This is a genomic window from Moraxella sp. I5G (assembly GCF_055193055.1).
This window is the reverse complement of the sequence record NZ_JBUXLH010000002.1, coordinates 160,611-173,526: the sequence shown is the minus strand read 5'-3', so window position 1 is coordinate 173,526 and position 12,916 is coordinate 160,611. Positions and strand designations below refer to the sequence as shown.

The window sequence follows — 12,916 nt, the reverse complement described above, 5'->3', positions numbered from 1 at the left end:
CTTGCGATTGTGGTGGAATTGGTAGACACGCTATCTTGAGGGGGTAGTGCCTACGGCGTGGGGGTTCAAGTCCCCCCAATCGCACCAAATTTTTTTAAAAGCCCATTTGGGCTTTTTGTATTTAAAATAAATTTTTATAGCTTAAAACCATTAATTTGATTCGTTGCTTTTTGCACATCATTTTTTAGTAATAAATCCAAAGCATCAATACTGCATTCAATGGCTTTATCGATGCTGATTTTATCATCCAAACTTGGTTTAGACAGTACCCAATCGCTTACCTTAGATGTATGGATTGGACGCCCAATACCAATGCGCAAACGGTAAAAATCCGCACCAATATGTGGCACAATGTCTCTAAGTCCGTTATGTCCACCATGTCCGCCCCCTTTTTTTAGGCGAATGTTGCCCGCTGCAATATCCAGCTCATCGTGAGCGATTAAAATCTCATCACTACGGATATTGTAAAACTTTGCCATGGGTGCAACTGCAAGTCCTGAACGGTTCATCAAAGTATTAGGCAAAAGTAGATGAATATCGTGCCCATAGATTGTTCCACGACCCACTTGACCATGAAATTTTTTATCGTCAGCAAGATGGATGTTAAATTTTTCTGTCAATGTTTCTACAAACCAAAAACCAGCATTATGGCGTGTATCTTGATAGGCTGTACCGATATTGCCAAGCCCAATGATAAGTTTAATCATGGTTATTTCCAATAAGATGATTTAAATTGGTGGTTTCATTGAATTCAATAAAAAAGCCAACGATAAACTCATTGGCTTTAGCTGGTATAGCAATGACGCTATCAGCGATTAAGCACGTTGGAAATCCACATGTAATGGAGTGCTTTTTGCTGGATGGCGTTGTAGGGCTTTAATGATAACGGTTTCATTACCGCCTTCTAAAGCTAGCGTGATGTTGCTTGTGAAAAAAGTTTCTTCTTCTAAAGCACGTACAAGCTCATTGTATTTTACACAAATGGCTTTTGGTTCACCTTTGCCATAAACAATTGCTGGCACTAGGTTGTTTTTACGCAGGCGGCGGCTCGCACCTTTACCCTGTTCAGCATCTGTACGGATAACCGCATTTAAAGTAAAGCTCATATAAAAATCCTAACGATTAGGTTGATTAAATGTATCAATTTGAAATAACAAACCATATTGAGCAATTTGCGACCAACTGCCCAAGCCAAAAATTATAACACAGTTTTACGATTTTACAAGTTGGCTTTTTGGTACAAATCTCTTGCCACCGCTGCAATGGTTTGAATGCCGTTTTGTAAAATCTCATCAGATTGGGCAATAGATAAGCGAATGCATTCATGAGCGTGGCGATAATGACTACTATTCATGCCCACAAAAAAGTGCTCACTTGGAATAATGAGTGTCCCTTGTTCTTTAAGTTTTTGGTATAAAATCTGGGTAGAAACGGGTATATTTTCAAACCACACCCACAAAAACATCGCCCCTTCGGGTTTATGGATTTTAACAGGTAAATCTGATAAATACTCTTTTAATAGGCTGACTGCAAAACTGCTTTGACGCTGATAAAATGGTTTAACAACGTCATTGGCAAGATGAATGATTTGGTCATTGTCAAATAAAGGCTTGGCAATCATCGCCCCAATGCGTGTTGGTGATAATCCAATAATAGCGTTCATCGCTGAAATGGCTTTGATGATGGTTGGATTGGCAACAACAATGCCCGTTCTGGCACTGGGCAGACCAATTTTTGATAAACTAAAACACAACACTGTATTTTCATCAAAATTTAAGGTGGTGTTTGAATAAATAATGTTGGGAAATGGCATACCATAAGCGTTGTCCACCAGTAGCGGTATTTGGTAAGTCTTGGCTATTTGACTTAGTTTTGCCATCTCGTCATCGGTCAAAACGTTGCCTGTTGGGTTGGTTGGACGTGAACAGCAAATTGCCCCAATTTCGCCATTTTGTAATTCGGGTAAATTGGTTAATTTATCAAAATCCACGCGATATTTAAAAAATCCATCTTCACCATTGTGAGTAACATTTTCAATTATTGGTGGTACAGCAATAAAATGCGTGCCATCAACATGAGCATCAGCATAACCAATATATTCAGGTGCTAATGGTAAAAGAATTTTTTTACAAGTGCCATTTTGAAATTGACCTGAAAACAAATTAAATAAATAAAAAAAAGCGTTTTGTGAACCATTGGTCAAAGCGATGTTGTCTTTGGTTAAATTCCAATCATAATGACGATTAAAAAAATGAACTAAGCTGTCAATAAAAGCGCTGTCGCCTTGTGGTGTAGAGTAGTTGGTTAGACTTTTTAGTGCGGTATCATCTGCTAGAGCGGTTTGTAGGATTTTTTGATAAGCATCATTGACTTTGGCAATGTTGGCAGGATTGCCACCGCCTAGCATATTAATGGGTTTATCACTATTAAGGGCGTTGCCTAAATCGTCCATTAATTGCAAAATACCGCTATTTTTGGTAAATTTTTGTCCAAATACAGAAAAATCCATATCAAAAATCCTAAAAAATATATGAAAAACAATGAAATTTAATAAAATTAAATGGAAAAAGACGAGCCGCAACCGCAAGTCGTGGTTGCATTTGGGTTATTTACCACAAAGCGAGAACCTTCTAAACCTTCTTGATAATCAATGGTTGAGCCATGCAAATATTGATAACTAAGACTATCTACCACCAATGTTGCATCGCCATTTAAAAAGGTTGCATCGTCTTCATCAAGTTCATCCGCAAAATCAAAACCATAAGAAAACCCAGAACAGCCACCTCCAGTTACATAAACCCGTAACATTAAGTCTTGATTGCCTTCAGCGGCTTTTAAAGCAGTCAGTTTTTTGGCGGCATTGTCGGTGAGTGTCATATTATTATTGCTCATAGGCTACCTATTATTTATATTGTCTAATCTTGTATCATAAAATGGTTGGCTTATTATAACATAAACCATAATCAGCAAACATAAAACAAACATTTTGCACAATGCTTGATTAATAAATGGTCATACAGTTGTTATTTGGTAAGAATTAACTAAGGTTTAACTACTTTTTAAAACTTGACGTTGTTTTAGGTTTTTAGGATACTAACGATAATCTTTTACAATAACTGGGATTTTTATGTTACAAGATTTTATGGTTAAACCATCTAAATTAAAAAGAAATGTATTAAGTAGGGTTCTTGCGATTTCTTTGGGTGTTTTTTCATCAATTTTATATATCATGCCCGCACATTCAGCGGTGATGACGGATTTTTCATCACTGGTAGAAAAAGAGGCAGGCGGGGTGGTGCGAATTAGTATTGTCAAGCCAGTCAGTGATGAAGAATTGGCATTGGCTTATCAAGCTCAAGTATTGCGTCAATTTTTTGGTAATCAAGCTGCCCCTGAAATTCCAACGGTGGAACATGGATATGGTTCGGGATTTTTTGTCAGCTCAGATGGCTATATTTTAACCAATCATCATGTAGTTGCAGGTGCAAAATCCATCACAGTTACACTAAATGACCGTTCTGAATTGGATGCTAAATTGATTGGCTCTGATGAGGCATCTGATATTGCTGTGCTCAAAGTGGTTGGTAAGAATTTTCCTGCCTTAAAAATGGCAAAAGGTGATAATTTAAAAGTTGGTGAACCAGTTTTAGCCATTGGTTCACCATTTGGTTTTGATTATTCGGCATCAGCAGGAATTGTGTCTGCCAAATCACGCAACATCAGCAAAGAAGCTACCGTACCATTTATCCAAACTGATGTGGCATTAAATCCGGGAAATTCAGGTGGGCCATTATTCAATCAAAATGGTGAAGTAGTTGGGGTGAATTCACGAATTTTTAGTGGAACAGGTGGCTACATGGGTTTATCCTTTTCCATTCCAATTGATACAGCTATGGATATTTATCAGCAAATCAAACAAAATGGTAAAGTTGTGCGAGCGTATTTGGGTGTTGGACTGCAAGACATTGACCGCAATTTAGCAGAAGCCTATGGTTTTGATAAACCTAAAGGGGCGATTGTAACTCGTGTGGCTCCAGATAGTCCTGCTCAGCGTTCGGGCTTAAAAGCAGGTGATGTTGTGCTATCATTTAATGGTCAAACCATCACTCAAGCATCAGAATTACTAAATCAGCTGAATCGTGCTAAATCCCAGCAACCTTTTAGTTTGGGTATTTGGCGGGATAAAAAATCACTGACACTGCAAGGGGTTTTTGCAGACAGCCCGCAAGATATGGCAGCTAGCAATATCAATAGTGATAAAGCAAGATTGGGTTTGCGAGTTAAAGAGCTAACCAGTAGCGAAAATGCAATGTTATCAGCTTATGATGTGCGTGGAGGACTTGTAATTAGTTCGATTGAAATGTCAAGTTTGGCAGAAAGGGCAGGACTTCAAGTTGGTGATATTATTGTTAGTTTAAATCAAATGCCTACTTATAACGTTACTGCTTTTAAAAAAGCCGCTCAAAGTTTGCCACAAACGGGTGTGGTAACAGTTGGTATAATTCGTAATGGCACCCCAATAATTCTAGGGATTCGGATGGAATAAAAAACTACAAATTATTATAATAGGCTTTTTGTAAAAAATGGACGTCTATATTGTAGAAATTTTATAACAATAAACTCTTTATAGAATACAAACATTACAAAAAGCCCAATGACATGTTTTTGTCATAATTTAATAATAAAAGGAATTGTATGACTTACAACGAAATTTTCCGCGTCCAAATCCCCGCTGTTTTGCACCTGATGCGCTTGGGCTATGATTATCTTTCGCTCAAAAACGAAAATAACTGGGACAAAAAAACCAACATCTTCCCTGACATCTTTATAGAAAGCCTCTGCCGCATCAATCCTGATTTGTCGCCGGACAATGCACACCGTTTGTTCGCCGACATACATCTAGAGCTAGATAACGAAGACTTAGGGCAAAAATTTTACGAACGCCTCACCAATCAATCCGGTGGCAAGAAACTAATTGACTTCCAAAATTTCAAAAACAACAGCTTCCACGTTGTAACCGAATTGCCCTGCATCAACGGCGATGAAGAATTCCGCCCCGACATTACCCTGCTGATAAACGGCATGCCTTTGGTCTTTATCGAAGTCAAAAAGCCCAACAATAAAGGCGGCATCGGCGAAGAGCGGGAGCGCATGGGCAAACGTGCGAAAAATCCCAAATTCCGCCGTTTTATCAACATCACCCAATTCATGATTTTTTCCAACAACATGGAATACGATGACGGCGCAACCGAACCAGTGCAAGGTGCGTTTTACGCCTCGTCTGCTTACGGCAAGCCCGTGTTTAACTATTTCCGTGAAGAGCATAAATTAAATCTTGCCGAATTATTGAACACGCTTTCAGACGACCTTGAAAACAACGTTCTGCAAGACAACAACCGGCACGTTATCAAACACGAGCGCGAATTTATCAGCAATAAATTGCCCGAAACACCGACCAACCGCATCCTGACTTCGCTGCTTTGTCGCGAGCGCCTCGCCTTTATCCTGCAACACGGGCTGACGTACGTTAAAAGTAAACAAGGCGCGCTGCAAAAACACATCATGCGCTATCCGCAGCTATTTGCCACTCTCGCCATTGAAAAACATTTGGCAAACGGCGGCAAAAAAGGCGTGATTTGGCACACCCAAGGCTCCGGCAAAACCGCGCTTGCTTATTACAACACCCGCTACCTGACACACTATTACGCCAAACAGGGCATCGTGCCGAAATTCTATTTCATTGTGGACAGGCTTGATTTGTTGAAACAAGCGCAGCGGGAATTTACCGCCCGAGACTTAATCGTCCATACCATCGACAGCCGCGAAGCCTTTGCTGCCGACATCAAATCCGCCCAAACTTTACACAACCACGCAGGCAAAGCGGAAATCACCGTCGTTAACATCCAAAAATTCCAAGACGACCCCGATGTCGTCGCCCGTAACGACTACGATCTCGCCATCCAGCGCGTTTATTTTCTTGACGAAGTACACCGCAGCTACAACCCAAAAGGCTCGTTTCTTGCCAATCTCAACCAGTCCGACGTAAACGCCGTTAAAATCGGGCTGACTGGCACGCCGCTTATCGGCGTAACCGCAGGCAACGTCAACACCCGCGAACTCTTCGGCGACTACATCCATAAATACTATTACAATGCCTCCATCGCCGACGGCTACACCCTGCGCCTGATTCGCGAGGTCATCAGCAGCCAATACAAAGCCGAATTGCAGGCTGCATTGGCGCAGCTTGAAGTCGAAAAAGGCAGCTTTGACCGCAAAGAAATCTACGCCCATCCGCACTTCGTCCGCCCGATGCTTGACTATATCTTGGACGACTTCGCCAAATTCAGAAAAACCAACCAAGACGAGAGCCTCGGCGCCATGGTCGTTTGCGACAGCGCAGAACAGGCACGCCAGCTTTTTGAGCATTTTCAGACGACCTCAGACCACAATCTCACCGCCGCGCTGATACTGCACGACGTTGGCACCAAAGACGAACGCGACCAATGGGTCAAAGATTTCAAAGCAGGCAAAATCGACATCTTGTTTGTGTACAACATGCTTTTGACCGGCTTTGACGCGCCGCGCCTGAAAAAGCTCTATTTGGGCAGACTGATAAAAGCCCATAACCTTTTACAAACCCTGACCCGCGTCAACCGCACCTACAAATCTTACCGTTACGGCTATGTCGTCGATTTTGCCGACATCGAGCGCGAATTCGACAAAACCAACCGCGCCTATTGGGACGAACTTTCCAACGAATTGGGCGACGAAATCGGCAGTTACAGCCAGCTTTTCAAAACTGCCGAAGAAATCGAAGAGGAAATTGCTGACATTAAAAACGTCCTGTTTGATTTCGATACCGAAAACGCCGAAGAATTTTGCCGCCAAATTAGCCAAATAGAAGACAAAAAACAGCTTCTCGCCTTAAAAAAAGCCCTGCAAACCGCCAAAGAGCTGTACAACATCCTGCGCCTGCAAGGCAGCCATGAATTTCTCGAACATCTGGATTTTGACAAGCTCAATCTTTTGTACCGCGAAACCGCCGCCCGCTTGGATACCTTAAACCTTGCCGAAAAACTACAGCAAGGCGACACCGCCCATTTGCTCAATGAAGCGCTGGAAGACGTTTACTTCCAATTCGTCAAAATCGGCGAAGCCGAACTCAAACTTGCCGACGATTTAAAAGACATCATGCGCAAAGTCCGCGAAGGGCTGGCGGGCAACTTCGACCAAGACGACCCCGAATACATCAGCCTGCGCGAAGAGCTGGAACGCATCTTCAAGAAAAAGAACCTCGCCGAAGTCGGGCAAGAAGAAATGCAGGCAAACATCGCCATACTCGAAACCGTCTATGCCAAAATCAAAGAGCTGAACCGCCAAAACGACCTCTTACGGCACAAATACGGCGGCGACGCTAAGTATGCCCGCACCCACAAGCGGCTGATGGAAAACGCCGCCTTCTACGGCGACAAACTCAAAGTCTTTAACGCGCTGAACGGTGTAAAAACCGATGCCGACCAAAAAGTGCTGGATATGGAGCAGATTTTGGACAATCAAAATTACTTTGAAAAACAAATGCAGGGCATCGTATTAAAACGGTTTCGAACGGAACAGCAATTTCCCGTTCAGCCTGCCGACATCCAAGCCATCAACCGCCTGTTGGTGCGGGAGTATTTAAAAGAAAGCGGGCGGATTTGAGAAGTAGATTTTCAGGTAGCCTTTACGGGCGTATTGCATACGTTCGAAGTGGACAATAAAAGTGCGGTCGGATTTGGGAATGTTTTTTAGATGACCTTTGATAATTGAACTGGTTGGTTTAGCGTAATTAGTGCCAATCTTTACTAAAAAGAAGTAAATACAATGCAATATGATTTTTATCAAACTTCATTATCTAAATGCCTTAGTTTAATTATTGATTACCGAGGACGAACACCAAAAAAACTGGGTTTGGATTGGTCAGATGATGGTTATAGGGCAATTTCTGCAAATAATGTTAAGTTTTCAGGGTTGACAAAAATTGATGATATTAAATTCGGTAATCAAGAGTTGTATGATTTATGGATGAAAAAAGAGGTTAAAAAAGGCGACTTACTTCTTACTTCAGAAGCGCCATCTGGACAAGTTATGATTTGGGATAGCGACGAAAAAATTATACTTAGTCAAAGATTATATGCTTTACGTGTTAATGATAATTTTGATAATAAATACCTAAAATATTATATTCAGTCAGAAATGGGGCAAAAAGAAATTATTAAAAATAATAGTGGTTCAACCGTATTTGGAATTTCGGCAAAAACTTTTGATAATATTATTGTTTACCACCCAATAAAAGATATTCAAGAAAAAATAGGTAATTTACTTTATACAATAGACAAAAAAATCGCCCTGAACAAACAAATCAACGCGCGCTTGGAACAGATGGCGAAAACCCTGTACGACTACTGGTTCGTGCAGTTCGACTTCCCCGACACAGACGGCAAACCCTACAAATCCTCAGGCGGCGAAATGGTGTTTGATGAAACCTTGAAACGGGAAATTCCGAAGGGGTGGGAGGTGAAGAGTTTGGGGGAAATCGTAAATTTTAAGAATGGTATTAATTATTCATCTGATGATGTTGGAGACTCAGTAAGTTATATTGTTAATGTTAGAGATGTGAGTAATTCTTCTATTTTTATTCATGAGGATGATTTAGATATCGTGAATTTACAAAGTGATAAATTACAAGCATATCAAATAAAAGAAAATACAATATTAGTAGCACGAAGTGGTAATCCTGGTGCAACAAGGTTGCTGATAAATACAAATAAGTTAGTTGTATATTGTGGATTTATTATTGCTGCAGAGCCAAAAGAAAGTAATTTGCTAAATTTATTATTTTGGTTTTTAAAAAATCAAGAGGAGAGAATTTCTGATATTTCTGCAGGAACCGTTTTAAAGAATGTATCTCAAGATGTTTTGAAAAGAGGATGTATTGTTATTCCTGATAAATTCATTCTAAATAAATTTAATGAATTTAATAGAAATATCTTTGCTGAAATAAGTTCTATGATAAAACAAAACCACCGACTAACCCAACTACGCGATTTCCTACTGCCCATGCTAATGAACGGGCAGGTATCCGTGGCGGAATAAGCCAGATTCAAGAATCCGACCGATACAATAAAAAGAACGAGATAAAAAATGACCGAACAACACTTTACCGAACAAACCAAAGCCCTGATTGACAGCTTAAAAACCATTTGCGCCAACTATGGCTTAGGTAACGATGGCAACGAGTTCAAAATCATCAGTCAGGCTTTTTTGTATAAATTCTTAAACGACAAATACGATTTCGAAGTTAAACAAATTCGCAAAGAAAAGCCCGACGAGCCAATCGAGTTCGTCAATATGGATATTGAGGGAAAAACCGCCGTTTTGAAGCCCGAACATTCCATAAAATATCTGTCCGAGCGACAAAACGGCGCAGACTTTGCCAAACTCTTTGACGATACACTCACCGATATTGCCGCGCAGAATGCGGAACTGTTTTCGGTGAAAACCGAAGGCGGGGCGAAAATTGTGTTGTTCGAGCGTATCAGTCAATATATTACCGATGAAGGCCGCCGCGATGATTTCTGCCGCGCGCTGATTTCCAAGCTGGCAGGTTTCAGTTTCGAGGCAATTTTTGCGCAAAAATTCGACTTTTTCGCCACGATTTTTGAATACCTGATTAAAGACTACAACAGTAATTCGGGCGGCAAATATGCCGAATACTACACGCCGCACGCGGTGGCGCGGATTATGGCGGATATTTTGGTGCCGGAGGACGTGCGCGGGAAAATCCGCAGTGTGGACGTTTACGACCCGTCGGCTGGTTCGGGAACGCTGTTGATGAACGTCGCCCATGCCATCGGCGAAGACAAATGTATGATTTATACGCAGGATATTTCGCAAAAATCGTCCAATCTTTTGCGGCTGAATCTGATTTTGAACAATTTGGTGCATTCTTTGAATAATGTGGTTCAAGGCAATACGATTTTGTCGCCCGCCCATAAAGACGCTTCAGGTCGTCTGAAAAAATTTGATTTCATCGTTTCCAATCCGCCGTTTAAATTGGATTTCAGCGATTTTCGCGACCAACTGGAAGGCGAGGAAAACCGCGAACGCTTTTTTGCCGGTATCCCGAAAATCAAGGCAAAAGATACGGATAAGATGGAAATCTACCAGCTTTTTATCCAGCATATCTTGTTTAGCCTGAAAGAAAACGGCAAAGCGGCGATTGTGTTGCCGACGGGCTTTATCACGGCTCAATCGGGTATCGATAAAAAAATTCGCGAATATTTGGTGGAAAACAAAATGCTCGCCGGCGTGGTGTCCATGCCTTCCAATATTTTCGCCACCACGGGAACCAACGTTTCTATTCTGTTTATCGACAAAGCCAATAAAGACGAAGTGGTGTTAATCGACGCATCGGGCTTGGGCGAAAAAATCAAAGACGGCAAAAACCAAAAAACCGTACTCTCCCGCGCAGAAGAACAAAAAATCTGTAATACCTTCACGCACAAACAGGCTGTGGAAGATTTCAGCGTGGTGGTCAGCTACGATGAAATTAAAGCCAAAAACTACAGCCTGTCGGCGGGGCAGTATTTCGAGGTAAAGATAGATTATGTGGATATTTCCGCCGATGAATTTTCGCAGAAAATGGCGGGATTTTCGGCGGATTTGGACAAACTCTTTTTAGAATCTGCCGAATTGGAAAAAGAGATTAAAGAAAAGCTGCAAACGCTGAAATTTAATGAATCGGTAATAAATAGTAGCAAATGATTTTCGCTACCAAATTTTACCCCCTAAGCGCAATAAAAATGTGATAAACTAACATCCGTTTAAATTAGAGCAATCACATTAGGTGGATTATGACAACGTATGATGCGATTAAAGCAAGGCTTAAAGGCTCAATTACGGCATTGGTTACGCCCATGACCCAAACAGGAGAAGTGGATTACCCAGCATTAGAAAAATTAATTGATTGGCAAATCCAAGAAGGCACGGATGCTTTGGTGGCGGTGGGTACAACGGGCGAAGCAGCAACACTATCCATGGAAGAACATTGTAAAGTGATTGAATTTTTTGTGCAAAAAGTAGCAGGGAGAGTGCCTGTGATTGCAGGAACTGGCGCTAATAATACTGCTGAAGCGATTGAACTGACTTCGTTTGCCAAAAAAGTTGGAGCAGATTGCGCACTGCTAGTTGTTCCGTATTACAACAAACCCACCCAAGAGGGTATTTATCAGCATTACAAGGCGATTGCTGAGGCGGTGGATATGCCACAAATGCTTTATAATGTCCCAGGTCGTACGGTGGTGGACATGACCCAAGAAACCGTTGAGCGCTTGATGACGATTGAAAACATTGTTGCCATTAAAGATGCAACGGGCGATTTGGCTCGTGGTGAAAAACTTATCAATGCCGTTAAAGACCATTTGGTTGTACTGTCTGGCGATGATGCAACCGCCATTGAGCTGGTGAGATTGGGCGCAAAGGGTAATATTTCGGTTACTTCTAATGTTGCTCCAAAAGCAATGAGCCAGATTTTCAAATTGGCGCTTGTAGGAGATTTTGACGCTGCCAACCAATTAAATGATACCATCAAGCATTTACATCAAGATTTATTTTGCGAATCCAGTCCTCAGCCTGCCAAGTACGCTTTATACAAAATGGGCAAAATTGATACGGGCATTCGTTTACCGCTTGTGTGGTTATCCAAAGCCAATCAAGCGCGGATGGATGACGCTTTACAAAAAGCTCAATTATTATAAGGGGATTTTATGAAGATGATAAAAATAACAACCATTTTTTTAGCTACTGCCGTGGTTTTGTCGGGCTGCTTTGGCGTTAAAGGCGTGTTAAATAAACGCAATAATGGCACATTAAACTATCAAAAAAGCCATCAATTAGACCCGATTAAATTACCTAAAAATCAAGCCAGTAGTGATTTTATGCCACTATACCCTGTCATCCCAACCAAATCGCAAAATACTTTAGAGCTGTCCAACGCTCAAGGCACACAGTATCAGCTTCCTAGACCACCAAGCGTAACTCCTTAAATTAAAAGAGAGAATTTTTATGCAAAAACAAAATCTACTTTATACGGGCAAAGCCAAATCCGTTTATGAAACGGATAATTTAGATTATCTAATTTTACATTTTCGCAACGATGCTTCAGCGTTTAATGGTGAAAAAATTGCTCAGTTAGACCGCAAGGGAAAAGTAAACAATCGTTTTAATACTTTTATTATGCAAAAACTGCAAGAAGCAGGTGTAGAAACTCATTTTGAGCGTCAATTATCCGATGATGAAGTATTGGTTAAACGCTTAAAAATGATTCCTGTGGAATGCGTGGTGCGCAATTATGCTGCAGGCGGATTGGTAAAGCGTTTGGGCTTAACCGAAGGTCAGCCTTTGGTTCCGCCAACGTATGAGCTGTTTTATAAAGACGATAAATTGGGCGACCCCATGCTATCTGAATCAACCGCTATTGCTTTGGGTTATGCCAGTGCCGATGAACTTGCTCAAATGCACGCACTGACTCATAAAGTCAATGAAGTCTTAAGCCAAATTTTTGACAAAGCAGATTTAATGCTGGTAGATTTTAAATTGGAATTTGGTTTATTTCATGGCCGGGTTGTGCTTGGTGATGAGTTTTCACCCGATGGCTGCCGTTTATGGGACAAACAAACTAAGAAAAAACTGGATAAAGACCGTTTTCGTCAAGGTTTGGGTGATGTGGTGGAAGGCTACGAAGAAGTCGCCCGCCGTATCGGTGTACCATTGGATTAATGAATTTATTTTCTTCAAAACCAGTCTATCAGACTGGTTTTGTCTTTTGAAAAATATGGCGATATTAAGCCAAAAATGCTAAAATATATCCCTAACCCGC

10 protein-coding genes, 1 tRNA gene and 1 pseudogene are annotated in these 12,916 nt (G+C 41.2%); 8 read left to right on the top strand and 4 right to left on the bottom strand.

Annotated features, from left to right (window positions below):
* Nucleotides 1-3 precede the first annotated feature (3 nt).
* Nucleotides 4-87: transfer RNA gene (locus ACZBKJ_RS01955), tRNA-Leu, on the top strand.
* Between the two features lie 47 nt (nt 88-134).
* Here the strand turns inward: ACZBKJ_RS01955 and pth are convergent.
* The 4 genes and pseudogenes from pth to erpA all read right to left on the bottom strand — a co-directional run bounded on the left by pth (nt 135) and on the right by erpA (nt 2,892).
* Entirely contained in the window at nt 135-707 is a 573-nt protein-coding gene (gene pth, locus ACZBKJ_RS01950) for an aminoacyl-tRNA hydrolase (protein ID WP_463199235.1), read from the bottom strand.
* A gap of 114 nt (nt 708-821) precedes the next feature.
* A pseudogene (gene rplY, locus ACZBKJ_RS01945) lies at nt 822-1,106 on the bottom strand (50S ribosomal protein L25); the annotation flags it as partial.
* A 113-nt stretch (nt 1,107-1,219) separates the two neighbouring features.
* The gene (locus ACZBKJ_RS01940) at nt 1,220-2,509 is read right to left on the bottom strand and encodes a valine--pyruvate transaminase (RefSeq protein WP_463199234.1); all 1,290 of its coding nucleotides are present in this window, start codon (nt 2,507-2,509) and stop codon (nt 1,220-1,222) included.
* A gap of 47 nt (nt 2,510-2,556) precedes the next feature.
* Nucleotides 2,557-2,892 (bottom strand): iron-sulfur cluster insertion protein ErpA, encoded by a 336-nt coding sequence (gene erpA, locus ACZBKJ_RS01935; RefSeq protein ID WP_463199233.1) that lies wholly within the window; start codon nt 2,890-2,892, stop codon nt 2,557-2,559.
* Nucleotides 2,893-3,127: 235 nt separating this feature from the next.
* Between erpA and ACZBKJ_RS01930 the strand changes: the two genes are divergently transcribed.
* The 7 genes from ACZBKJ_RS01930 to purC all read left to right on the top strand — a co-directional run bounded on the left by ACZBKJ_RS01930 (nt 3,128) and on the right by purC (nt 12,816).
* A complete protein-coding gene (locus tag ACZBKJ_RS01930) occupies nt 3,128-4,546 on the top strand; it encodes a Do family serine endopeptidase (RefSeq protein ID WP_463199232.1) in 1,419 nt (472 codons plus the stop codon).
* 149 nt (nt 4,547-4,695) lie between these two features.
* Nucleotides 4,696-7,698 (top strand): type I restriction endonuclease subunit R, encoded by a 3,003-nt coding sequence (locus ACZBKJ_RS01925; protein WP_463199231.1) that lies wholly within the window; start codon nt 4,696-4,698, stop codon nt 7,696-7,698.
* A 162-nt stretch (nt 7,699-7,860) separates the two neighbouring features.
* A complete protein-coding gene (locus ACZBKJ_RS01920; protein ID WP_463199230.1) occupies nt 7,861-9,132 on the top strand; it encodes a restriction endonuclease subunit S in 1,272 nt (423 codons plus the stop codon).
* A 48-nt stretch (nt 9,133-9,180) separates the two neighbouring features.
* Entirely contained in the window at nt 9,181-10,803 is a 1,623-nt protein-coding gene (locus ACZBKJ_RS01915) for an HsdM family class I SAM-dependent methyltransferase (protein WP_463199229.1), read from the top strand.
* A gap of 86 nt (nt 10,804-10,889) precedes the next feature.
* Nucleotides 10,890-11,795: a 4-hydroxy-tetrahydrodipicolinate synthase gene (dapA, locus tag ACZBKJ_RS01910; protein ID WP_463199269.1), complete on the top strand. Its 906-nt coding sequence runs from the start codon at nt 10,890-10,892 to the stop codon at nt 11,793-11,795.
* 9 nt (nt 11,796-11,804) lie between these two features.
* A complete protein-coding gene (locus tag ACZBKJ_RS01905) occupies nt 11,805-12,083 on the top strand; it encodes a hypothetical protein (protein ID WP_463199228.1) in 279 nt (92 codons plus the stop codon).
* A 19-nt stretch (nt 12,084-12,102) separates the two neighbouring features.
* A complete protein-coding gene (gene purC, locus ACZBKJ_RS01900) occupies nt 12,103-12,816 on the top strand; it encodes a phosphoribosylaminoimidazolesuccinocarboxamide synthase (protein WP_463199227.1) in 714 nt (237 codons plus the stop codon).
* Nucleotides 12,817-12,916: the final 100 nt, after the last annotated feature.